General features: G+C 37.0%; 24 protein-coding genes, 2 tRNA genes and 1 pseudogene. 10 read left to right on the top strand and 17 right to left on the bottom strand.

All coding sequences use genetic code 11. From position 1 onward, the window contains the following. The first annotated feature begins 376 nt into the window (after positions 1 to 376). Positions 377 to 1603, top strand: coding sequence for a DUF445 family protein (locus F896_RS02960; RefSeq protein ID WP_171069726.1), 1227 nt, complete (start codon positions 377 to 379; stop codon positions 1601 to 1603). 51 nt (positions 1604 to 1654) lie between these two features. Here F896_RS02960 and F896_RS02955 read toward each other — a convergent pair whose 3' ends face one another. Continuing rightward, the gene (locus F896_RS02955; protein WP_016164852.1) at positions 1655 to 2026 is read right to left on the bottom strand and encodes a NirD/YgiW/YdeI family stress tolerance protein; all 372 of its coding nucleotides are present in this window, start codon (positions 2024 to 2026) and stop codon (positions 1655 to 1657) included. A 138-nt stretch (positions 2027 to 2164) separates the two neighbouring features. Next, complete coding sequence (locus F896_RS02950) at positions 2165 to 2581, bottom strand: DoxX family protein (protein ID WP_016164853.1); 417 nt, start codon at positions 2579 to 2581, stop codon at positions 2165 to 2167. Between the two features lie 237 nt (positions 2582 to 2818). On the opposite strand from F896_RS02950, the gene F896_RS02945 reads away from it, so the two are divergent. Beyond that, positions 2819 to 3454, top strand: coding sequence for a DedA family protein (locus tag F896_RS02945; protein ID WP_016164854.1), 636 nt, complete (start codon positions 2819 to 2821; stop codon positions 3452 to 3454). A gap of 16 nt (positions 3455 to 3470) precedes the next feature. On the opposite strand, the gene F896_RS02940 is transcribed toward F896_RS02945, so the two are convergent. From F896_RS02940 to F896_RS02920, 5 genes are all read right to left on the bottom strand, one after another. Further along, a complete protein-coding gene (locus F896_RS02940) occupies positions 3471 to 4061 on the bottom strand; it encodes a LysE family translocator (protein ID WP_016164855.1) in 591 nt (196 codons plus the stop codon). Positions 4062 to 4271: 210 nt separating this feature from the next. Then, entirely contained in the window at positions 4272 to 4661 is a 390-nt protein-coding gene (locus tag F896_RS02935) for a hypothetical protein (protein WP_004801913.1), read from the bottom strand. Positions 4662 to 4670: 9 nt separating this feature from the next. Then, positions 4671 to 5513, bottom strand: a complete 843-nt coding sequence (locus F896_RS02930) for a ParA family protein (RefSeq protein WP_016164856.1) — start codon at positions 5511 to 5513, stop codon at positions 4671 to 4673. Between the two features lie 82 nt (positions 5514 to 5595). Then, on the bottom strand, positions 5596 to 5988 hold the full coding sequence (locus F896_RS02925) for a SirB2 family protein (RefSeq protein WP_016164857.1): 393 nt from the start codon (positions 5986 to 5988) through the stop codon (positions 5596 to 5598). Positions 5989 to 5997: 9 nt separating this feature from the next. After that, positions 5998 to 6306 (bottom strand): BolA family protein, encoded by a 309-nt coding sequence (locus F896_RS02920; RefSeq protein WP_005319777.1) that lies wholly within the window; start codon positions 6304 to 6306, stop codon positions 5998 to 6000. Positions 6307 to 6496: 190 nt separating this feature from the next. Between F896_RS02920 and F896_RS02915 the strand changes: the two genes are divergently transcribed. After that, positions 6497 to 6569 (top strand) — tRNA-Gly (locus F896_RS02915). A gap of 41 nt (positions 6570 to 6610) precedes the next feature. Then, positions 6611 to 6686, top strand: a tRNA-Gly gene (locus tag F896_RS02910). Between the two features lie 335 nt (positions 6687 to 7021). Here F896_RS02910 and F896_RS02905 read toward each other — a convergent pair. Next, positions 7022 to 7249, bottom strand: coding sequence for a helix-turn-helix domain-containing protein (locus tag F896_RS02905; RefSeq protein WP_000587224.1), 228 nt, complete (start codon positions 7247 to 7249; stop codon positions 7022 to 7024). Positions 7250 to 7361: 112 nt separating this feature from the next. Here F896_RS02905 and F896_RS02900 point away from each other — a divergent pair, with 112 nt between their 5' ends. The 4 genes and pseudogenes from F896_RS02900 to F896_RS21470 form a co-directional block, all read left to right on the top strand. Beyond that, positions 7362 to 7571 carry a hypothetical protein gene (locus F896_RS02900; RefSeq protein WP_000122748.1) on the top strand — a complete coding sequence of 70 codons (210 nt, stop codon included), beginning with the start codon at positions 7362 to 7364 and terminating at the stop codon, positions 7569 to 7571. 19 nt (positions 7572 to 7590) lie between these two features. Continuing rightward, entirely contained in the window at positions 7591 to 8772 is a 1182-nt protein-coding gene (locus F896_RS02895; RefSeq protein ID WP_000201379.1) for a site-specific integrase, read from the top strand. Continuing rightward, a complete protein-coding gene (locus F896_RS02890; RefSeq protein ID WP_001084945.1) occupies positions 8765 to 9016 on the top strand; it encodes a hypothetical protein in 252 nt (83 codons plus the stop codon). The genes F896_RS02895 and F896_RS02890 overlap by 8 nt, the downstream gene beginning before the upstream one ends. Before the next feature lie 89 nt (positions 9017 to 9105). Next, positions 9106 to 9243, top strand: a pseudogene (locus F896_RS21470) (DUF1376 domain-containing protein); the annotation flags it as partial. 25 nt (positions 9244 to 9268) lie between these two features. Here the strand turns inward: F896_RS21470 and F896_RS21475 are convergent. Continuing rightward, positions 9269 to 9367 carry a hypothetical protein gene (locus tag F896_RS21475; protein WP_227553848.1) on the bottom strand — a complete coding sequence of 33 codons (99 nt, stop codon included), beginning with the start codon at positions 9365 to 9367 and terminating at the stop codon, positions 9269 to 9271. A gap of 261 nt (positions 9368 to 9628) precedes the next feature. Here F896_RS21475 and F896_RS02880 point away from each other — a divergent pair, with 261 nt between their 5' ends. Further along, positions 9629 to 10375, top strand: a complete 747-nt coding sequence (locus tag F896_RS02880) for an ATP-binding protein (RefSeq protein ID WP_001095014.1) — start codon at positions 9629 to 9631, stop codon at positions 10373 to 10375. Between the two features lie 364 nt (positions 10376 to 10739). Here the strand turns inward: F896_RS02880 and mzaE are convergent, their stop codons facing one another. From mzaE to F896_RS02855, 5 genes are read right to left on the bottom strand one after another with little or no spacing between them, the layout of a single operon-like run. After that, complete coding sequence (mzaE, locus tag F896_RS02875; RefSeq protein WP_000419013.1) at positions 10740 to 12524, bottom strand: MZA anti-phage system associated AIPR family protein MzaE; 1785 nt, start codon at positions 12522 to 12524, stop codon at positions 10740 to 10742. After that, positions 12511 to 13533, bottom strand: coding sequence for a PD-(D/E)XK motif protein (locus F896_RS02870; protein WP_000524156.1), 1023 nt, complete (start codon positions 13531 to 13533; stop codon positions 12511 to 12513). Before F896_RS02870 ends, mzaE begins: the two co-directional genes overlap by 14 nt. Continuing rightward, positions 13517 to 16342 (bottom strand): Z1 domain-containing protein, encoded by a 2826-nt coding sequence (locus F896_RS02865; RefSeq protein ID WP_016164858.1) that lies wholly within the window; start codon positions 16340 to 16342, stop codon positions 13517 to 13519. Before F896_RS02865 ends, F896_RS02870 begins: the two co-directional genes overlap by 17 nt. 26 nt (positions 16343 to 16368) lie before the next feature. Further along, positions 16369 to 17862, bottom strand: a complete 1494-nt coding sequence (locus F896_RS02860) for an ATP-binding protein (RefSeq protein ID WP_000555597.1) — start codon at positions 17860 to 17862, stop codon at positions 16369 to 16371. Continuing rightward, positions 17855 to 20101: a sigma-70 family RNA polymerase sigma factor gene (locus F896_RS02855; RefSeq protein ID WP_000704433.1), complete on the bottom strand. Its 2247-nt coding sequence runs from the start codon at positions 20099 to 20101 to the stop codon at positions 17855 to 17857. The genes F896_RS02860 and F896_RS02855 overlap by 8 nt, the downstream gene beginning before the upstream one ends. 297 nt (positions 20102 to 20398) lie before the next feature. Between F896_RS02855 and F896_RS02850 the strand changes: the two genes are divergently transcribed. Beyond that, a complete protein-coding gene (locus F896_RS02850) occupies positions 20399 to 21934 on the top strand; it encodes a DNA cytosine methyltransferase (protein ID WP_016164859.1) in 1536 nt (511 codons plus the stop codon). A gap of 309 nt (positions 21935 to 22243) precedes the next feature. Here the strand turns inward: F896_RS02850 and F896_RS21480 are convergent, their stop codons facing one another. The 3 genes from F896_RS21480 to F896_RS21485 all read right to left on the bottom strand — a co-directional run bounded on the left by F896_RS21480 (position 22244) and on the right by F896_RS21485 (position 24177). Beyond that, positions 22244 to 22459 (bottom strand): PDDEXK family nuclease, encoded by a 216-nt coding sequence (locus tag F896_RS21480; RefSeq protein ID WP_016164860.1) that lies wholly within the window; start codon positions 22457 to 22459, stop codon positions 22244 to 22246. Positions 22460 to 22562: 103 nt separating this feature from the next. Next, positions 22563 to 23624, bottom strand: a complete 1062-nt coding sequence (locus F896_RS02845) for an HNH endonuclease (RefSeq protein ID WP_000267701.1) — start codon at positions 23622 to 23624, stop codon at positions 22563 to 22565. Next, positions 23611 to 24177, bottom strand: a complete 567-nt coding sequence (locus tag F896_RS21485; protein ID WP_002083916.1) for a GIY-YIG nuclease family protein — start codon at positions 24175 to 24177, stop codon at positions 23611 to 23613. Before F896_RS21485 ends, F896_RS02845 begins: the two co-directional genes overlap by 14 nt. Between the last annotated feature and the right edge of the window lie 12 nt (positions 24178 to 24189).

A 24189-nucleotide genomic window follows, 5' to 3' on the forward strand; every position in this document is an offset into this window, starting at 1 on the left:
ATTCATCATCTATCTTGTTTTTTCATTGAGTAGCTGAATCAACACTGATATTTAAACTAAAATTTCATAGCAAAGCACAAAATAAGGAGCGCTAAATCAATAATTCTTGCCCATTCTGCTCAACACAAAGCAAAAATTGGTGCTAAGATGACGAGTCAAGATATGTATTACCATGGAAAGGTATTCAATCGACGGCATCGTTGCCTTTTTATACGATTGTGATGTCCTGATTCAAAGGAAAAATAAAAGGGTAACTCAAAAATTAATGGTCTTGGTGTTTCATCAATGACCGAAAATATTTCACTATCATCTAGCGCTTGCCCGACCACGAGCAACAATTAGGACTTGAAGGACCAATAAAATAATGTTTCAAGAAATGATTGCGGATTTTCAACAGAATTTCTGGTTATATATTTCAATCCCCTTTATCAGTGGCTTTATTGGTTATGTAACCAAGGTCATTGCCATTCAAATGATGTTCTCACCACTTGAATTTAAAGGATTGCGATTATTTGGTCTTCCACTCGGATGGCAAGGGATTGTTCCCCGAAAAGCAGAGAAGATGGCCACCACGGCAGTGGAGTTGATGACCTCCAAGCTGATTAAACCCGAAGAAATTTTTGCCCGACTCGATCCGAAACGTATTGCCCAAGAAATTGAAAAACCATTGATGGCAGCGGCTGAGGACATTACTCGAGAAGTTGCACAACAATACCAACCCGGTCTATGGGAAGGCATGCCTGAGTTTGCACGACAAAAACTGATTAAGCGTGTCCAAGCCAAAGCGCCAGAAATTGTTGAACATATTATGAGTGAAGTACAAAAGGATGTTGCCAAGTACTTCGACATCAAACATATGGTGGTCAACAACCTGCTCAAAGACAAACGCCTGCTCAATGAAATCTTCAAGAAAGTGGGCAAACAGGAATTCAAATTCTTTAGTAATGTCGGTTTCGTGTTTGGTTTTGCGATTGGTGTGGTACAAATGCTGTGCTGGATCGTGACCCAAGGTAAATATCCATGGATGCTGCCGATGTTTGGTGGCTTTGTCGGCTTCTTTAGCGACTGGATGGCCTTGCAAATGATGTTCCGACCGCTGTACCCAAAAAAGATCATGGGCTATACCTGGCAGGGGCTGTTTATTAAACGCCAGAATGAAGTTGCTGCTGACTATGCCGCACTCATTTCCAAACAGTTGCTGACTTCACGCAATATGATGGAAGAGTTGTTCTCGGGAACACATTCAGACAAAGTCATCGAGTTGGTGAGTCGTCAAGTTAAACAGGAAATTGATTTACAGGCAGGTATTGTTCGTCCATTGGTGGTCTATGCGATTGGTGGTGAGAAATATCAAAACCTGAAAACCGAAGTGGCAGAGCGTATTCTCAAGCAACTTCCAGACACCATGCGCTATGTGGAGTCCTATGCTGAAGATGCCATGAATGTGCGTAATACCTTGGTTGAACGTATGCAGAAACTGAGCCCAGAAGAGTTTGAAGGCATGCTACGTCCTGCATTTAAAGAAGATGAATGGTCATTAATTATTGTCGGTGCTGTTTTGGGTTTCCTCGTCGGGGAAATGCAAATTCATTTTATGCTCTAACACTTTTATCTAGAAAAGAAAAAGGAAGCAGGTGCTTCCTTTTTTATGCACTTATCGATGCGCATATTTTTCAATTTTGATCACTTCGATATCGGTTGGTTTATAGCGATGGGTATCCACCTCACCCACCAAACGCACATGATCACCCACTTTTAGTCCTGCTTGGCGCCAAATATCATCATCAATTTCGACGCTAATGGTACCGCTCGAATCTTTAAACTCATAATGGTCACTTTGCAGATGTTTGCTAATCTGACCCGTCAGGGTGACACCGGTTTCATCAGCCAATTTCGCTACTTGGCTTACTGTCACCACATTCTTTGCCGCTTCCTGTACCAAAACATGATCATCCTTACCTGCCCATGCCGAGCTCGATAAACCTGTAAGTACCATCAACCCACAACCAATCAACATTTTTTTCATTTTCATGTCCTATTTGTTTTAACCATTTATGATCTAAACAGAAATAAGCACGGCTGTCGGCTTCAGTTTGTAAATAAGCGAGAGAAACATACGAATTTAACCCCGTGACTGAGCACGGGGCAAGCTTTCATGAGCTTATTATTTTTCAATCAGATGATCGAGGCTAATACGACCTGCGCCATAGAGCATCAACATAAAGAAGCCACCCGCCATAGCGAAGTTCTTCATAAAGTTAATGGCATCTTCTGCACCGCCATGGAAAATAAAAGCCGTAATAATACTAAAAAGACCTAAACCTAAAGATGCGAATCGTGTTTGGAAACCAAACAATAGAGCCAAGCCACCACCAAACTCAACCAAGATGACTAAAGGTAATAAAGCACCCGGAACACCCATGGATTCCATATAACCCACCGTACCCGCATAGCCTACGATCTTGCCCCAACCTGCAACAAGAAAAATATAAGCCAATAACAAACGAGCAATCAAAGTTACGACATTCGCCACGCCAGACTGTGTTACGATATTTTTTACAACGACATTCGGATTAAACATAATCAATTTCCACACTGTTTGTTTTTTAACATGCTAGCAGTTTATGTATCTTTAATTTTGCAATAAACACCAATTTAGTTAACATATCGTTCCTTATTTGCAACAATAAAAATATTTTTCTGGTTCAAGCGCCCTGCTCATCTGTTCTGAAAAGTTACCAATTAATTTGCTTTTTATACTGACTTTCTACAGAGGCACTGCTAGGATTTAGTCCACATTCATAGTGTTAACACCTTCATGGAACTCATTGATTTTATTCTGCACGTTGACGAACACCTTTTAGAATTTATTACCAATTATGGCGTTTGGATTTATGCCATTTTATTCTTAATTATTTTTGTTGAAACTGGTTTAGTGGTGATGCCATTTTTACCAGGAGATAGCTTGTTATTTGCCGCTGGTGCATTAGCAGCGTCTACAGGCGCAATGGATCCATGGGTGCTTGGCATTCTATTATTTATCGCCGCCGTTTTAGGTGATACATTAAACTATCATATTGGTCGCTATATTGGTCCACGTGTTTTTGAGACCAATTCACGTTTTATCAATAAACAACATTTGATTAAAACCCAAGAGTTCTTTCAGCGCCACGGTGGTAAAACCATTATTTTCGCTCGATTTATTCCTTTTGCACGTACCTTCGCTCCGTTTGTGGCGGGTGCTGGCAGCATGAACTATAAGTACTTTCTGACTTATAACGTGGTAGGTGCATTCTGCTGGATCGCATCTTTCATTACCCTTGGCTATTTATTCGGGAATATGCCAATCGTGAAAGATAATTTTACCCATTTAATTTTCGGTATCATTATTATCAGTGTATTACCGGGTGTGATTGGATTTATTCGCCAGAAAATGAAGGGTGCTAAAGCGTAATAAATTGAAGCTTTGTTTAAAATAAACGAAAGATCATTGGCAGCATACAAATCAGTAATAACATGGCCGATCCTTTATATAAATGATCGGCTTTGATTCCAACCAAACTTCCCGCCAGTAAAGCACGTCCAAATAGCATCCAGAAAATACTGACTGGAATCAGAATAAGAGTAAAAATAGCAAAAACCAACGCGGCTTGCTCAATTGAATTCCATGTTTCACTTGGAAAAATACCAGATGCCAACAATACTGTTTTAGGGTTTTTCAAGGTTGATAAAAACAGCTGTCTTTTACGGATATGTTGATGATGCTGATCAAGTTTTTGTAGATGTGAGCCTTTCCATAGATGGAACGCCATCCACAGCACATAGAGTAAACTGAGCGTATGCAGAATCGCCCCAATTGCTGGCCAAATCGGATCAAATAAATGAATGAAAAGTGCCCATAAACTAATACCATACAGATAACCCAACCATTCAATTGGGATAAAAGTCATCGTTTTAGGTACACCGTGTTGATGTGTTGCACTGGCAAGCAAAGCATTGGTCGGACCTGGTATTAACAATACCGCCAACATCGCCAAAACAAAAAACCAACTCTCAATCATATACATACCGAACGACTATACATGGGCGCCACCTTAAACGAATTTAGGGCAAAAACACAAATTTTAGCAGTGTGGTTGAACCAGATAAATCAGCAAGTTATGAGGCAACCTCAATTCAATCATTTGATTTTTATCATTATATTTTGAAACATTTTGCTATAATTTAGTTACTGAACGCCATCTTGTGCGATGACGATCAGTTCTCAAAATTTACGATTTTGGGCGTTGTTTTACAATGATTGGGCAACCTTTAAATTTTGCTGCTTGTACAATCGCATCTTGTTGGCCTAATACATTGGCAAGTTCAGTATTTTTGGTATTCATCGACTGTCCCATATTGACCGAGATCGATGGACCAAAGCCCCAACCGCCTCTGCCCCAGCCACCACCAAGGCCAAGACCTACACCCACACCTGTCCGTTTTGGCGTTTGCACACCATTTTCGATATAGAGCTGAATACGGTTGTACTCGGCTTGCAACTGCTGGCAATTCAGTGCTTGATATTGTGTCGGCGATACATAAGCTGGCTTAACCGTTGATGCACATGCACCCAATAACATGCTCGCTGCCAAAACAGGCATCCAATATAAGCGTTTCATAAGATTCTCTTATTTCTTTGATTCAATCTCATTGAACAGGGTCACATAGGCGACGGTCAATTTGTGGTCAGATGCCAAATGAATCAAGGGTAAATTCTTTTGATGTGATTCTTTCATCAAGATCGATGGCGGCAACATGCTATCCAGCACAGGCAAACCTTCATCTTTTAACTGTTGAACCACTTCACGAGGTAATTTTGCCTGAGATTGGAACTGATTGACCACAATTCCCTCAATCTCCAAGCGATCATTATGATCATCTTGGGTTTCGAGCACATTTTCAATCAAAGTTTGTAACGCACGTTTTGAAAACACATCACAATCGAATGGAATCAGCACGCGATCTGCTGAAATTAATGCAGATAAAGTAAAAAAGTTAAACGCGGGCGGCGTATCAATAAAGATGCGGTCATAACGTGCACTGAGAGATTGAATCGAATCACGTAATTTATAAATTTTGTGTTTACTTTCTAGTGCATGTTCCAATGCACCTAGGCTTGGGCTGGCAGGAATTAAATCCAGATTGTCAAAAGAAGAACGGTGTACATAACTGTCCAAACCTTTGCCACGTGGTGCTTTCAGGATTGAGCCAATCGCATTGCCGATCAAGCCCTTTTGCTGTGTACTACCTAAAATATCATCAAAGAAGTTTTCAATGTTAGGCTCTAATGCTGCTTTGTCAGCAGAATAGGTTGCATCTTCACCTAAAAGGTATTGGCTTGAATTCGCTTGTGGATCAAGGTCAATTACCAAGGTTCTGAATCCCTGTTTCGCGCTAATCGCAGCGAGATTGACTGTAATACTTGATTTCCCCACACCACCTTTTTGGTTAAACACCACACGCGTTAACATGATTTCCCTCTATAATATTTTTGTAAACTGCACGCAGTTTAACCTAGTGACAAAACAATTACTCAAACAATGTGTCAAACAATCAGGCAAAAACAGGCTTAATCATCACCAAACCGAGAATACCCACCATCGCCACTGTCCCAATGAGTAATCCTGCACGGCGTTGTTCCAATAAAATGCTACTGTCCTTTTTATAGGTCTTGATCAAAGACGACAACAACACAAAAAATAAAATCACTTTGGCATAGAACCAAGGCTGCACCTCAAAGTTATTCATGAACAGTAAAACCGCACCCGTCACAATAATTAAGCTCAAAGATAGATGTTGTAACCCCACCAAGCCTTTACGTGCTTTTGGATTAGGTTGTTGATCTTGGACACCAACAAAGAGTGTTGAACCACGTAATACAAACGCAATGATCAATAAGCTCACTGCAGACATATGCACAATTTTAGTGAGTAAATGGATATCCATCATTGATCCTTAGCCTTTTGGTGCATGTGCGCATTCAGGACTGGCAGGTGCTTGACCTTGCCATTCGCTCGGTACATAAGCATGAATCGCAAGTGCATGGATTCGACCAGGACTCATCAACTCTGCTGCAACGGCATAAATTTTTTGATGACGTTGTACTAAACGTAGTCCTTGAAATTCATCACTTACCACGATGACTTTAAAGTGTGATTCTTTACCTGGGAAATATCCACCATGCCCTGCCGACTCATTAATCACTTCAAGATGGGTAGGTGCAAGCGTGTTTAAATGTTCAATCAACTGTTGTTCTAAGTTCATCAGTCACTCTGTAAGGTCAGATTGAGATAGCTCATTAGTATACATGAGCGGAATCTGAGGGAAACTTTTGTACAAAAAATTGCTTTCCCATGCTTTTTTTGCATGAAAATGCTTTAATTTTATGCAAATAATCAATTTCTTTGCATAAAATTATTGACCCTATTTTTGCATAATGTATTATACACGGCATGCGGGAATAGCTCAGTTGGTAGAGCATAACCTTGCCAAGGTTGGGGTCGGGAGTTCGAGTCTCCTTTCCCGCTCAAATTTTTTAGTGTAAGTTTTCGTAAAAACTGCTCAATTAGCGGGAATAGCTCAGTTGGTAGAGCATAACCTTGCCAAGGTTGGGGTCGCGAGTTCGAGTCTCGTTTCCCGCTCCAAATTTAAAAGGCCCTAGTCGAAAGATTAGGGCTTTTTTCTTGTTGATTTTATTATATTTTTTAAAATTCCCCGTTCCTTTGTTATTCGAGTCAATAAAAAATATTCTTAATGTAATTTGTATTTTGTGACCAAGATGTGACCATAGCGTGCCCATAACTATAAAAATGCTCTTAATTGATCTCAAATGCTCTCATTTCATCACTACTTTTTAGCCCCCTCAGAGCTTTTTTGGCTGTAAAAAACACCAAACTCTTTTCAAAGTACAGTATTTTTTTACCAATCGTTCAATAATTTGTGACCATTTCACTTTTTGATGTGACCATTTGTGACCAAACTAGTCATTATCATTTTGATTATTATCAATTTTCTTAAAAATCAATAAATCACCCACTCCCACATCTAATGCAATACAAATTTTATCAATGGTTTCAAAATCAATCCGTACAGATTCATCATTATAAAGTTTGTGCAAAGTAGATTTATTAATTCCAGTACTTCTTACCAAATCAGCAACCTTAAGTTTCCTTTCTGCTAATAAAACTGCCAAGTTTGAAATAATCATAAAATTTCCTACTTAAATCATAAAAAGTACTTGCAACAACATAAAAATATGATAATTTATGTCTTAGGAATAATTTTTCCTAGTTACCTAGTAAAAAATATGAGGCTCTATTATGTCATATACCTATCTCACAGCCCAGCAACTGGCTGAAAAAATCCAGTACGACGCTCGTACTATTCGCAACCAGCTAAAGGACAGTGTCTTTATCGAAGGTGTTCACTACATCCGTCCTTTTGGTGGCCGCAAAATTCTTTTTGTTTGGGAACGCATTGAAACTGAAATGCTTAAATTCACTGGTTTAAGCATGGATGCCCTGCAATAAGGCTTAGGAGGTTTAACTGATGGCTACCATCCGGGAACGAAGTGGCAAACTGATTGCCGACTTTCGCTACATGGGCATTCGTTGCAGAGAAACAACCAATCTTGAAGACAATGCTTATAACCGACGCATTTTGAAAAAACGTCTCGAACAGCTTGAAGCTGAAATTACTTTGGGAACTTTTGAATACGAAAAGTACTTTCCAAAAAGTAACCGTGTTGAGGAGTTTAAGGAAAAAAGAAGTCAGCAAATTGCTGTACAGACCAAAGTTCCTCTTTTTAAAGAGTTTACTGAATTGTGGTTTAAGCAGAAACAAGTTGAGTGGAGAACCTCATACCAGCAAAAGGTTTCAATTGTGATCAAAAACTATTTGATTCCTGCTTTTGGTAATCAGGTTCTCTCGAAAATCAAGAAGTCAGACTTGCTGAACTTCCGTGCCTCTCTCGCCAAAGTGACACACGGAAAAGATCAAACAAGTCTGAAAGCATCGAGGATCAATCAAATCATGACGCCTTTACGTATGATACTCAATGATGCGGCTGAACGATACGAGTTTGAGTCGCCTTATAAAAATATTAACAATCTGAAGGAAAGCAAGATTGAAGTCACACCTTTTTCTTTGGAAGAGGTGCATAAAATTCTTACCACAGTGCGTGAAGACTTCCGCCCCTATTACACCATTCGCTTTTTTACGGGTATGCGTACCAGTGAAATCGATGGTCTGCAATGGAAAAATATCGACTTACAGCGTCGTGAAATCCATATCAGAGAAGCGTTAGTGAATGGTGTGCTTGGTGCAACCAAAACTTATGGTTCTGACCGCACGATCCAGATGAATGACCGCGTTTACCAAGCCTTTCTGCAACAGAAAAGCTTAAATAATGGTAAATCAGAGTTTGTTTTCTGCAATCGTGATGGTGGACCTCTCGATTACCGTCTGGTGAATAAACGTGTCTGGCATCCGATCTTGCGCTTTCTAGGATTGAAGTCTAGAAGAGCCTACCAAACACGTCATACAGCAGCAACTCTTTGGTTGTCGGCAGGAGAAAATCCGGAATGGATCGCACGTCAATTGGGACATTCAACGACTGAAATGCTATTCCGAGTCTATAGCCGTTACATTCCCAATGTTACGCGCCGCGATGGCAGTGCATTTGAAGCCATGTTGGAAAAACTAAATACAGAGGAGCTTGCACATGAATAGTAAAGCTTTCTTTGGTGGTGTGGTCGTCAGCCCTGAAGCAGATATGGTCGCTCGTGAATTAATCCATGAGCTACACATTCCGAAACTGCACAATCTGGCCTTTTTGCTGGAAATCAATAAATGCTTCGATGATCACCAAGCATTAAGACTCTGGCTACAGCGAATGCTAGATGAAGGGCAAGCTCATTACGATGACTTGGCTCAACAGGCCCGTCTCCGCTTAATGAGTCTCGCTCACTCATAAAACAAACATAAAAGGTCATCAAATCGATGACCTTAGCCCCTTTATACCTATAAAAAGGTCAACATATGAATAAAGATATTTCAATTTGGATGCCACTCTATATTGGCGACCTACAGGCGAAATTTGCACGAATGACAGCAGAACAAATTGGTGCGGCACTGCTGTTAATGATGGATTTCTGGAAAAATGGTGCCATTCCTCATGATTTAGCAACGGTATGCAGCATCACGAAATTACCGCAGCACACCAAGGCTAAAACTTTGTTAAATACGCTGATAGCCCTGGAATTGTTTGAAGTCGAATCTGAGCAGATTCATTCAAATTTTTTAACCAGTTTAAAAAGCCAAGCATTGCAAAATCAGCAAATGAAATCTGATAAAGCTAAAAATGCAGCTCAAGCACGTTGGGGTAAATCCGCAAGTAATGCTCAAGCATCAACCAAGCAACGAAAAGTAAATGCTCAAGCAGCTCTTGAGAAGAGCCCGAGTATTACTCAAGTCATGCTTGAATCATGCCCTTCATCTTCATCTTCATCTTCATCTTCATCTTCAAATTTTGAAGAAAAAAATGAGAATTTTTTAGAAAATTCAAAGTGGATTTAGGAGATCAGTCATGAATACCATGCTTAAAACACTCCAGTTTCGCGCAGAAACAACGGAAACACTTTGCGCTACCCATCATATACCCTTGATGGAAATTGCAGGTCACAGGCTCTGTAAATTGTGTGCCAAAGAAACCGTCCATCACTCAAATGCAGCCTATGAGGATGAACTGCAACAGCGATTGCTACAACAGAAAATCAAAAACTCAGGGCTCAATAAACGCTATCTGGACCGTGGCTTCAAGAATTTTGTAGTTGCATGCCCTGCTCAAGACAATACCATCAAGCTATGTCAGGCCTTTGCACAACAGATTATTTCTGACCAAAACCCGAACATGTTGATGATTGGTACACCGGGTACAGGTAAAACCCATCTGAGTGCATCAATTATTCGCAACATTCTGCATAACAGTACAAAATCTGCACGCTACTATACCAGTGCAGAAATTGCTCAAAAAATGATGGACACATGGTCAGATGCTTCACTCTCTGAAAAGGAAGTTATCGAACATTTCTCCAGTTTTGATTTATTGGTGATTGATGAATATGGCCTGCATGACCGGCATGAGAAACGTTTGGAGATGGTGCATAAGATCTTATATAGCCGTTACGACAACATGAAGTCGACGCTGCTAATTTCCAATTTCACATTACAAAATATACAGCGGGATTTAGGTGTCCGATTATGGTCACGGTTGCATGAAAATAATTTGACTGTAGTGCCGTGTTATTGGGATGACCGAAGAATAAATGGATAGCTAAACTGTTTGCTTAAGCCAATTATCTCAATAAAATATAGGGGTAGCTTTGTACAACAAAGCCCTTGAACTGTTAACCTTAAGCATACAAATAAATTTCATAAACCCATTTATTTCAATCTAGCAGAAAAGTTGATTACAGCTTCTAAGATTTTAGAAGCTGTTTTTATTAATTTTCTAGGGCATTAATATAATTCTCGAATTAGAGACAATATTTATGAAGGCAACTACAAGGAATTAATGAGATGAAATAGTATTTAATTTCCGACTCTTTAAAATCAATATTCCATAATTTTCTACATTCATCTCACAAAGATAGTCAAAAAGAGACCTAAAGAATTTAATTTTAACTATTAAAATTAGGTTACTTTAGCTCCTCAATGTCAGGATCATTTTCTAAATATTCATATTGCGATAATAATTCCCAACATTCATTTTTTTTTGCCCATTCAGAAATCATTTTCCCTTTGGCACTTTCATGCAGGTATTTATTAACTTCCTCTGACCAAATCAGAATCTGTTTAACAAGTCCTTCAGAAAGTTTTTGATTTAACCAGATTTTTTGAAGGTTAACACGACTTCCGATTTTTTGAGATAAAATTGCCACTGTATATGCAGTTATATTAGCTTGGAAAGCAGGAAATTTTGACCTGATAACTTTCTGTGCAGTTTTGAATATGATGGTTTGTGCAATAATATTTTTATAATAGATGACATCAAATTGTAACTGCTTATCCTCATCGGTCGACTGAATCATATTCATAAATGCAGTAAAGTTCTTTTGCCCTCCTAAACTCACCAGATCAGGCTTTTGCTCCCATGCACAAACATATTTGGCTAATTCAGTTTTAGTAATTTTTCTGCTGGTAGGTATAAGTTCCTGTATACGTTTAATGCCAGCAGGAGTTTTGCCCTCACGCTCAAGCATTACTTTATAGCTTCCCCCAGCTCTTTCATAGAACCATCGGCTTACACCATCAGGGCAATAAGTTGATAGTGCTAACTTTTCAAGATTAATATGATAAGGTTTATTCGCTGAAAGATCCGATTGCTTGACTGCATTTTGGCTATTCGCATAGCGTGAAATATCTGAAATCAGTTGCTCTTCTTCCAGAGGGTCTGTTTTTCTTAAAACAATGATTTTCGCAGGTACATGCACAGCTTTCAGGTTAACTGCTGGATTTTTTTTCTTGGTAAAGAACATGGAAGCTGTTGTTTGTCCTCCATTTACGATTTGCATTCCCTTTAACCAAGAGATACCAATTCCACCGTTTTCTAATCTGCCTAAATGTGCTTCATCTGCGATAATTACCACGCCATTGTTGTAAGCCATGAAACGTTCTGGCTGATCAATTAAAGTATCACGGATACCTTTATTTACTTTTCCTGTCTGACTTAAAAAAGATCTAACGTTTGCCTCTAGAATACGTGGACCATATTTTTCATATACATATCTTAAAGCCTCTCCAGGAATTACAGTCATTGCATAATCATACTCTCCATGCTCATTTGGAACCCACACACATGGAAGTGGGCTACCAGAAACATGTTCAAAATTCACAATGAGTTCATCCCTAGGTTTACCTTCTTGTAGGTGATTAAATAGCCTTGATATATCAATAACTTCAAGTTTTATTGTTTTACCTTGTATTTCTCTACTTTGAAATTGACGAGTTTTTGCCACTCTGTCTGTTAATACATAAATCCGTATCTGTTCAAATTGAGAATAACCATCTTCTATCGTACGAACTAATGGGTATGCTTCATGAGACTCATCCATTTTTGAAGATAGCTTTTTTTCAACACAGTATTTGAGAAATCTCAAACAGCGTTCTGCTGCTGCTTTAATTTCTGAGTCAGGAATATTTTCTAATTCGTTATTGCCACTATATTCAGTAACATATAGATCTAATTGATCGGCTTCTTCAGATATTGCAAAGCCACTTAAACGGAGTATACCTTGTATATTTGCATAATAACGACACATCTCAGGCTCGAATGTCATACCAATCTCTGACATGTGCTGAGTAACAATTTCAGTAAATATAACTTCTGCATATAAACCTTGTTGATCTGATTCTTCAGTTCGTGTAGATATTTCAGTTTGTACATCACTCTGAATATTTTTTAAAAAATCAATTAATTCCACAATTTCCAATTCCTAATTTCTGAAGAACTAAACTTAAATCAATAGACTGGTTTATAAAGGGTGTTAAATCTATTTCATATTTAGCATGTCTTATATTTACAGCGATATTCCCAGGTACTAATCGTGGAAAATTTTCATCAACCAACCAAAAAAACGAGTTTTCAGTTTTAAATTTACGGATATAGTTTTCTTTCTCACTTTCCAGATATCCAATTCTCAACAAAAGGTTATTAAACCTAGAAAGTTCAGCTGGATAATCATTTAACTGCTCACGAATTAAATTAATTCGTTCAGTTAATGTTTTACCTACTGAATTTAGAGAAAAACGATAGCCATTTAAAAATAGTGGTGATTTCTCACTATCATCTAATTGTTCGAGTGAATTAATTTTTGCAACAAAACCTTGATTTGATAATGTACTTTTAGTTTCTATAGCACCAGAACCCATTTCAAAGTCTTTTAGGCCATCCAGAGGCCCTTTCCAAGCATTTAATACTTCTGAGATAGGTAGATTTAAGGAAATTAAACTCAATATTACCTCTAACTCCCCTATTAAACCTAATTCCGCCTCCTGAGAGAGCTCTCGCTCCCCTTTCGACATAAAAGAAAGCCAAGCATAAATTCTATTAATAAATACAGAAACTAGTTTATTTTCATTCAAGTCCTGATATTGGATTATTGTGTTACATACATCCACAATCATCTTTGTGAATAAGTCCAGATCACCATCTACTTGCCGTACAAGAGCAAAACCTTTTCTTGCCGCCTCATTAAACCTTTGTACCCTAAAACCTTGAGCTATAGGTAAGGTAATCCTTGATTCGAGAATCTGGGAGTAATTGATATCCAGAAAAATTGCTTCCTCACGTTTTAAAAGATTGTAACTTGCCAACAAAGACCAATTATTATGTTTATATAGAGGAAAAGTAACCCATCCCTCCTGATTATCTGTTGAAGATAAAGCTTTCCAAGCTACTAATATCTGTTGTTGATCAATTTGCAGCCCCATAGAGGTTCTCCCATTCAATATTGTTTACTTTATATTCAACTTTTTTATCTAAATTACTGTAAGGAAAACTGCATGCAAAACCTACATAAGGTATTTCTTTCACCTCAGAAAGTTTAGAGTCTTCTGGCAAATATATAATTAATAAACCTGTTTCTGGTCTATTTTTACCACGAACAAGACGACAACTAATTCCACTAGGATAATTATTATTTTTTTCAGCTCCCTCTTCTTTGTGTTGGGAAGCAATTTCCAATGCTTCAGCCCATTCATCTGGGTTCAAATCCAATGCTTCATCACTAGGTGATAATAACCTACGGATTGCATATCTATCCTCATGCTTCCCGTTACTTTTACGTTCAGCTTTTTTTACTATAATTGAATCCGATAATTGTATAGGTGAACGTGTAATACTTCCTCCCATTAATGCAATATTCCATGATTTTAACTCTCCCTGTTCAGCCATGCTTTCAATAAATTTTTTTAACATTTTACTGTTAGCTTTGAGAGATTCTGGATGAGTTTTATAATGATCAAGGAAATCGAGAATATGTATATGCTCAACGTTTTCCCAATAATAATTATTAGAAGTCGATTTATTATCTGGAGGATTATTACGGAGCCGCATAGGAGTTTTAGATGGTTTCCCCAAGGTGCTGATCAGGTAACTTAAAGCTTCAAAATTATTTTTTAGAATTTTCTCATCTTTCATAAAGCTTACTGTTTCACTTACAGTTCCACTAAATGATAAATATAAAGACTTTGCAGTTCTCATTTTTAGGGGGGACGTAACCATTAATACAGGATGTGACTGCACTTTTAGTCCATAATCTCGTGGTGTACCTCCACTATCTACCATAAGATTGAATTCTTCTCTCAATTCTAAAGAGGCATCTGCAATATGTTCAAACCATTCAACTAATTCAGAAGGAGTATAAAGTCGACAGAGATCAAGATATCCTCCACGATACCCAAACCATCTTCCCATTTGCATTAATGTGTCATACATTCTAGATGCACGTAAAAAATAACTAACACATAATCCCTCCAGAGTTAGACCACGTGCTAACTTATCACCACCAATAGCAATGACTTTTAATCCCTCTGCACTATCTGCATAATCAAGAGCATCTTTTGCTGTTCCATTGATCATCCGTACATTTATTTGTTCGATCACCTCTGGCAGAATCTGTTCTATTGTCTCCCAAGTGGGCAAAGATTCAGAACACAAATCAGGTACTTCTTCATTCATTGTTATATTGGTAGGAATGAAATCACTTTCCCAAAGTTCTTTAAACCTAGATAATATCTCCTGATTCTCAATTTTTCTAATTAGTCTCTGACTTATTTTTTTTACATATTCATCTACTTTCTCAAATACTTCTTTTTGAACGGCATTAAAACGAGTTACATGAATTAGCATTGATGTATGCTCATCGCCTTGTTTACGTACTTGCCGAACTACGCAAGCAATGACAAATGTATCTATTGCTTTTACAAGAGATAAAGGAATACCAAATTCTGATTCATGATAAGGTTTATGATCACTTTTATGCTTTATTGGCATCCATCCAGTTAATCCATCATCAGAATTATGATCATCTACCTCATGAATTATTGGTAGCTGATCTTTTCTTATATCGGTGCCTTCATTAATCCCAAATACTCTAGAAGGGCCAATATAGTTTGAGGGGGCAGCCAGATTCAAAATAAATGATTCTGGAAAGAGATCTTTTCCTTCAAGCTTTGTTTCCGCGTGTTCATGAATATAGATATTAGCAAATGGTGTAGCTGTATATCCCACATATGCTTTTCGTGTGAATAAATGAAGTATTTGTCTTATGAGACTATTAATCGCTTTTGGCTGATAATCTTCATCAGGAATACCAGAATCATTAAATATCTGTTCGCCTGTATCAACCGAAGCATGGTCAGCTTCGTCATCAATGATAAGAAGGGGAAGATTTGTGACAATTTTTCGTTTTGTTTCTTGATCAGTTGTATTTGCGACATGATCATGAATCCATTTATGCAGTCGCTTTAAGACTGTTTTATTTTTTTTAACAACAAATAACCATGGGCGTTGCTCTGGGCTAATACCAGTACCATTTGCCAGTTTATTATTAAAATCCCCTTTTTCAGTTCTATTCGTCACATAATTAGGTCTTGCAACTCCAGAATCAATATTTCCAACTCCAATAATTCTAATTTTATCTGGATCAGGATGTGTTTCATAACCCAAGAAACCTTCATCTAAACGCATTTGGGTTTGAGCCCGCAGGTTATTATGCATTCCAGCTAAGACAATAATAATCTTATAACCTGCATCAGCTGCTTTACATATTAATCCAGTAAAATTCCCCGTCTTACCTGATTGCACATGACCAACCACTAATCCTCGTCTATCCCAAGGATCAGTTCTTTCAGGGTCCTCAAGTAAACCTAAAATAGTATCTGTAGAATCATCCAGAGCTTTTAACGCGATCCATGGCAATTTCTTATCTTGCCATTCTTTATACCGTTGCCAATATTTCCATTCTTTCTTTCTTTCATTCGTCAACCAAGGAATATGCCCATTATCATTAACTAATATATTATTTTTCCCAATCCATACACTATAACGCCTTATAAGCTCTTCTATAATGTAATCTCTATCCAGATTTTCTTTGTATTTAGTATCTAATGAAACAGCTAAATTTATTTTTTCATTTAAAATTTGTGTGGTAATCAAAGATTTGTCTTGTACATTAAGTAAAAGAGTTTGAACAATCTGAATAACCTGCTGTTCATTTTCTTTAGATATTTTTGACATAAAATATTTCTCTAAAAATATTACTCTTATAAAGTTGAAATTAGATTTGGATATTTATTAAATGGTTCGGTTGTTCGGAGGCTAATTTTTGCTTCTTCCGGGGATATTCCTTTAATTTCCACCATGTTTTGGTATAAGGTTTTTAGAATATCTAAAATTGCTTCTGATGATTCTCCAGAAAATCCTGTTAATGGTGCTTCTTTATTTTCTGCAGTATCTAACCAAATTCTTTGAACTGGTACAGTCTCCTCGATAACTCTTAACATAAGTTTTAATTCTGGAAGTAAATTCTCAGATTTATTTAATACGGAATTAATAACCGGATGATCCAAATCTATTTTATATCTCATCCCATTTTTTGAATGTTCGGCCTTCCATGCTTGCTTGACTTCGGTCTTATCAATCGTAGTTTGAGTAATTTGTCCACGGTTAATAAAAACCTTGCGCGCCCTATTTCTTGTATTTTCAGCATGACTGGCCAACCATTTCCGTAAATATACTGGTGGTCGTGCAACAGCTTTTCGAATATCAATTTCCCACTCTTTATCCATTGTATTTGGGATATCAAGCCTTATTCTTGCAAGTTTATGGATTTCATCCTTGACCCATGCTTTTCTTTGGGAATCAGAAGATTTAAGACCTAACCAGCTACCTGCCACTATTAATCGTTCATTACGATAAACATAGAAACCCTGTTGAGCTATCCACCCATTTGGTCCTTCAGCTATTTTCAACTCTTGTGCAGTTAGACGATCCTTATGGGGTAATACATGACATTCAATTTCAATCTGCGTATTTTTAAAAGGCTGAACTGGTGAATTCCATGGTTTTGATGGATGTCCTGAAAAAAAAGGGTCCCAAGGTTTAATTGCTTTTCCATTTATCCGGATAGTAAGTTTTTCTTTTATTTCCAGATAGCGGTGAAAGACCATAGATAAATGAGATTCGATCTGATCTATAAGATTCAACCAGTCATCAACGGTAAATTTTGAAGATACAATTCTATCTAGCTCCTCCCAAATTACCATTGTTCCGTGACCAGCATGATTTAGATCTTTAGTTAAATCCTCAAGCTCTGGAAACGGGCCTTCCAATAAATGCCACACCCCATCCTGTTGACGGGCTAAGACATCTAAATCCCATCTGAGACTATGGGTTCCATCCTTGCCACAAGATATTACAGTCAATTTTCTACATTGAGAAAATGAAGCAGTCTTAAGCCCCAAACCAAAACGACCCAGATCCTTGGCATCCCTTTGTTCTAATGGACTTCTCCCCCCTAATCTCATTGCTTTATCAATTTCTTCAGCACTCATGCCATTACCATTGTCCCAAACAATGACTCGACTCTTTTGACCATCCCAGTTAAAAAGTAAATCAATATGATTTGCATCAGCACTAATACTGTTATCAATAATGTCAGCCAATGCAGTCGCTGTGTTATAGCCCAACCCTCTTAAAGCTTCGATCATTGCACTTGCTTGTGGGGGGGCATTACGAGATTTAATATGGCTATGCATTACTTCCTTCCTTCGTACTCTCTTCTTCTTTCAAGTCTTCTTTTATAAACGTAATAAAAGGTTCCAAATATTCAGAACGTGAAATATGTCTTAATTTTTTTAAAGCTTTTGCTTCAATTTGTCTGATACGCTCTCGGGTAACATTAAATTGGCTACCCACCTCTTCGAGAGTAAGATCATTATCATCTTTAAGACCAAATCTGAGTTCCAAAATTTTTGCTGGCCGCTCATCTAATTCAGCCAACTGTCTATAAATTGCTCTTCTTAAGTCAGCTGCCAAGATCACCTCTTCAGGACCCGAAAATGGGCTAATTATTTCATTCTCTAAATATGAGACATCATCAAAAAATACTACTGAATTATTAGCACTTATTGCCTTTCTAACATTCAGCTCTGAGCATCCGGCTTTATGTGCCAGTGATGAAATAGTAACTGGTATACCTTCGTCTTCCAGAGACTTCCTTGCGATTTCAATAGAACTAACTAATTCATACATATGTACAGGTAATCGAATCAAGCGATTAGTATTAGCTATCGCTCTAGTAATTGATTGTTTTATCCACCAAGTTGCATAAGTTGAAAATTTATAACCAAATTGATAATCATAACGATCAACTGCTGTTAATAGCCCTATATTACCTTCCTGAATAAGGTCCTCTAATGGCACACCTGATAACACATATTTTTTTGCAAAATAGTTTACTAACCTGAAATTTGCCTTAATTAGTTTTTCACGAGCTTTTTTATACTTGGTAATAGGATGAATAATTTCTTTAGCATCGATATCAATAAAATCTTTTTCTGCAATTTTTAATAATTTGTCTAAATCTTTAATTTTAGGACGTGGAATATATTGATTACTTTCATAAAATTTATTATTAATTCTTAGCTGAATTACAATATCCCAGAAGTTTAAATTCTCATTATTTTCTCTTATTTCTAAACTATTTCCGTTATCAATTTCACATATTTCATTATTTTTAATTTCATCACTAACACTTGTTTCCTCATCAACTTCACTTTCTTCAACAAACAGTTGATTTTCTCCTTTAGTAGAGTAATTCTCAAATATATCAACTACTATTGACCAATAATGAGTAGGTAAATTAGCAATATTTTTGGCAAGGACCAACAAAGCAATATTCATTTGCAAGCCAATTCTTTCCTCCTCATCTCGATCAATTAATTCAAATTTTTGGATTTGTGAAAAATAAATATTTAATGAGAAAAGATCGCCTTCCAGTTCATAATTCAAGTTAATTAAACTATCTTCAATAAGGCTTTCTGATGGATTAATACCATCATCTTCATAATTAGCTTCGAACGGCTTAAAGTCTTCTATCAAAACACCCAAATCACCAAACAAATTTAGAATGACAGGCAGTACTGTATCTATATATGTCTCACCAATATCAATCTTAATAGCTTGTAATACTTGGCTATATGAAACCATTCCTTTAATGGTACTTTGAATTAACAAATAATATAAATGAGAAAATTCGTCTTTTATATTTATTATTCTTTGTTGACTAACAGGTAGATCAATTTCAATATCTGACCAATCAATCGTATCTATATCAAGAATTTGATGATTAACTATTTTATTATAAATTGTTTCAGCTTCCACCAAGCAAGCTAAGTCATTCTCAGGAACCTCGATTTCTTCATCACTACACCAGTGATCAGACGTATCTAAAGCCCATCCCGCATCAAAAGATAAATCTTCATCTAATTCAAAATCAAAATCTACTAAGTGACTATCAACCTCCTGTATTAAATTTTGTTCCTTTTCTATTTCTTTACTATCTTCGAACTCAATAATTGTCGTCTTAAAACTAACTATTTCTTGCTCAATCTTAGATTCAGTAGATTGATTTATAATTTGATCAGAGATTGCTTCTCTAAGAAGATTCGGGTCACTAGTAGTATTTATTGTCTTATTTTGTACCTCTCGTATAATTTCCTTTATTTTTTCAACACCACTTGCTTCTGCATAATCAATAGCCGACATTCCTTTTGAGTCGATTAACTCTAAAGAAGCTCCAACTTCGATCAAATACTGAAAAATATCTGGTTGTTTGAAAATTGCAGCTAACATTAAAGCTGAAAGGCCCGCTGAATCTACCGCATTTAATTGAGCCCCTCTTTCAATTTGTAATTTTACAGCGTCTAAAGCACCAACTTTAATAGTAGCTTTTAGTAAAGGACTCAAAGGCTTAGTCTTATATGAGATTTTCATAATAATCCCGGAAGGTTCAATCTAGACCATCAATTTTTTAATGCTAGTAATCTAGGTTCTTCTAAAATAGTATTAATATAGCATCAAATAGTTGAAAAATAATCCAAAAAATGGGAATTACAGACTAAATAGTATAAAAATTTACTAGGAAACTTTTAATTCACTACTATTGAAAAGCAAACTGTTATCATTTTAATTACAAGGCTTTATTTAATTTTACCTATCAAGTTTTTTTAAGTCTTGTGCGATTGACAGGACCTGGTATTATGCATGTGTTTTTTAAGTTATCAGGCTACTATGAAAGATAATGATATTTTAGTAATTGATCTATTCTCTGGGCCAGGTGGACTTGGCGAAGGATTCGCCTCTTACATAGATAATAATAAGCATCCTTTTAAAATAGGCATGTCTGTTGAAAAAGATCCACATGCTCATATGACACTAACTACAAGAGCATTTTACAGACTTGCAAAACAAAAAGGCTGTCTAGATGGTTACTATCAATATTTAAATGGTAACCTTACCAGAGCTGAACTTTTTGAATCATATAAAGAAATTTATGAATCAGCTTTTCAGGAAACCTTGAAAGGTCCTTCTGAATTAGGTAAAGATAATGACCACATTCATGCTAAAGTAAAAGAGCTAACAGAAAATCATTACGGACCTAAAATTTTAATCGGAGGCCCCCCTTGCCAAGCCTATAGTTTAGCTGGACGGTCTAGAAATGCTGGCAATAAAAACTATGTTCCTGAAGAAGATCACCGCCACTTCCTTTATAAGGAATATTTAAAGGTTTTATCGATAGCAAAACCTGATGTATTTGTTATGGAAAATGTGAGAGGAATTCTTACTGCCAAAGTTGAGAATCAACTCATATTTCCTCAAATTCTTAATGACCTGCAAAATCCTTCAAAGATTACGGGATCAGAAGATTGCCCTTCATATCGAATATATTCCCTTGTGGAGAAAAAAAAAGATATAGATAACTCTAGCTCTGATAACATGAATTATCTGATTAGATCCGAAGAATTCGGAATTCCTCAAGCAAGACACCGTGTTATTCTGATTGGCGTGAGAGAAGATATTAAACAGATACCAGACATCTTGGATAAGAATATTTATCCTAAAGTTTCAGTTAAAGAAGTTATTGGCGATTTACCTAAATTACGAAGTGGGTTATCAAAAAAACCTGATTCTTATCATTCTTGGAAGGAAGTTATTCTAAAAAATACAGAAACACTAAGCAAATTAAATAATATAGGTGTTGATGTTAATAAAACAGATCTACAACCATATAAAGATTTAAAAAGAAAAGAAACTGTTCATAAATATAAATCATCGAACCAGTTGCCAGATCATTTGAGAAAATGGACTCTTGATCCTAAACTGAATATGGTTCTCAATCATGAGACAAGAGGACATATGGAGTCAGATCTGCTCAGATACAGTTTTTGTGCATTATATGGTGAACAGAGAGGGTTATCACCTAAAGCTGAAAATTTCCCGACTAAGCTTGCTCCACAACACCAGAACTGGAATTCTGGGTCTTATAATGACCGTTTTCGTGTGCAGCTTGCTCATAAGGAAGCCACCACAATAACAAGCCATATTTCAAAAGATGGTCATTATTTCATTCATTATGATCCAAAGCAATGTCGAAGTCTCACTGTAAGGGAAGCGGCAAGATTACAAACATTCCCCGACAATTATATATTTGAAGGAAACCGTACTAATCAGTATACGCAGGTTGGAAATGCTGTACCTCCATTTCTTGCTCGACAGATCAGCAAGATTGTTTTCTCATTATTAAAAAAACATTATAGCGATTTATAAAAACTAAATTCTGATGTTCAGTCAATAATGCCTGAACATCAGAATTGCTAATGAATGAACAGTTCAGAAGCTAGCTTAAATTACTTCAATAAAAGAGCTTTCACTTATTAACTATTCAGAAGTAATATTGATTACCCCCTATCTGGATCTTTGCTCGCAACTCTAATACTACATTCCCAGACAACACCTACTCTCCAACCATTCTCTAACGATAAATTTATTGATTTACTGTCCTTAGCTTGATTCTTGGTTATTTTTTCCTGCCAGAATTCAATTCTGGTGGCGGGTAATTTAAAAAGACGGCACCCGTTACAACCATGCCAAAAACATCCATTTACAAAAAATCACAGCCTTATATTTAGGCAAAACAATATCTGGTTTTCTTGGTTGATTCTTCACATGAAGACGAAAGCGAAATCCTTTTTTATGTAGTAATTTATGGATTAGTATCTCAGGTTCCGTATTCCGTCCTTTGATATCCGCCATCATACGACTTCGGGTAGAAACATCAACAATAACTACCATACTTTTCACCCTACGATTTCGCTTCGTACTTTCTACCGATGATTTAATAATTTAAGTCTTTTTCTTTATTAAAGTGTGTTTAGGTCTTAAGTATAGTTAGGCTTTATAAATTACTGTGGTATATCTGTTTATCTTTACCACCCAACCAAACTAAATACTCATTCTCTATTGCCTGCTTATACGCCCAGTCGGCAACCCGATGCGAACGTTGCAGATCGGTTAGAAAACCTAATTGAGAAATCTCTCGAATAATAGATTGATCATGCAGATGATTACGCTCCTGCCACTGATGTAAGAATTGCTGTGATGCTAAATAATTACTTTTTTGTGAGTTGCATTTTTCATCCGCTAGGACAAAATTATGTCCGGTATCGGCAGGATATAAAGACCAAGGAATAAAGTGATCCACTGCATATTTAGAGTTCTTTAGGCTTTTACCGCAATAGAAACATTGGCATTGCTGTAGATCAATCAGAAAGTCTGCAACCTGTCCTAGTTGGTTACGACTCGGTGCAAACATGAATTCATCTAGGTCAGGTAACCCATCTAATACAACCAGATTCTGCTTATTCAACCGGACAAAATCAATCCAGCGCTTCTGGCACAACTCTTCAATAATTTCACTAAACTGTCTCAAGCAATACATCACCTTGGGCAATAGCTTGAGGGACTGCTTGGAATCTTCAAGACTATAGAGAAACTCTATGGTTTGACTATTCAGGTTTTGCAAATATAACACCGGCATTTGCCTTACCGTTGTTGCCACTGTTCGCTTTAGCCTGTTCCAGTAAAGTACATCTGTTCTCAGTGCGGCCAAGGTCTTGAATTGTTGCTGTGCCTTTTGGATTTCACTGATGATTTTTGCCTGCTGTCCAGTGGCTTGTTTAAGGATAAAAGGCTCATATTGGTTAAACTGAAACGGTAGTGACTGTTTCCAGTACAGGTCAATAAACTTTTCAGCAATATCCTGATATTCCAAATGCAAGGCAGCACCGGTATCTTGACCCTGTTCAATCGCCAGACGCGTGATACTTATCAGCAAAGCAAACTTATATGTCGAAGTAAAAGTCCCTGACTGCAATATCTGCTGAATATGCTTCAAGAATTTCAGCTGCTCGTTGGGTGTAGGTTTATTATTTTCTATAAAGTGATCATCCTGCCACATGTTGAAGCTTCACCTGTCTTTGTAACCCTGCTTCCGTAGCGATTTCCATCATTTTCGCATTTTGAATGGCTTTTTTACGCATAGCTGAAAGGGTTTCTTTAAACTCGTGCTGATTACCTTTCAAATTGAGTGGCAGTATCGTTTGTTCAAAAACCTTTTCCTCAACATTCCAAGGTTCTTCACAAATTATCCAGGACACATATGCATTATCTTCAAGCCATGCATCCAGCCATTGTTCACCTGAATGCGTGAAAGTCATGCGATTACCTGACCCTACTCTTCTAAGCGGATACCCACTCATCTCAGCCAAAAGTATGCCCAATGTTCGTCTTAGCGTTGAACCTTCTGCGTTACCTGCAAAGTGTGTTTTAAGCCGTATTCTCAAGTTTGATTTACTATTTGGTTTAGTCTTTTTGTCAGGCGATATGCCAGCATACAACAAAGTATATTCTTGATACGTTATACAGTTTTTTGTTGGGATTCCCGGTGGATTTGTTTTGAACCACCAAAAATAAATCCCGTGTTCTGCAGGAATCAAAGAGGGCTCTTTCATTAACTCGGCACG

The organism is Acinetobacter genomosp. 15BJ, from assembly GCF_000400715.1.
Taxonomy (GTDB): domain Bacteria; phylum Pseudomonadota; class Gammaproteobacteria; order Pseudomonadales; family Moraxellaceae; genus Acinetobacter.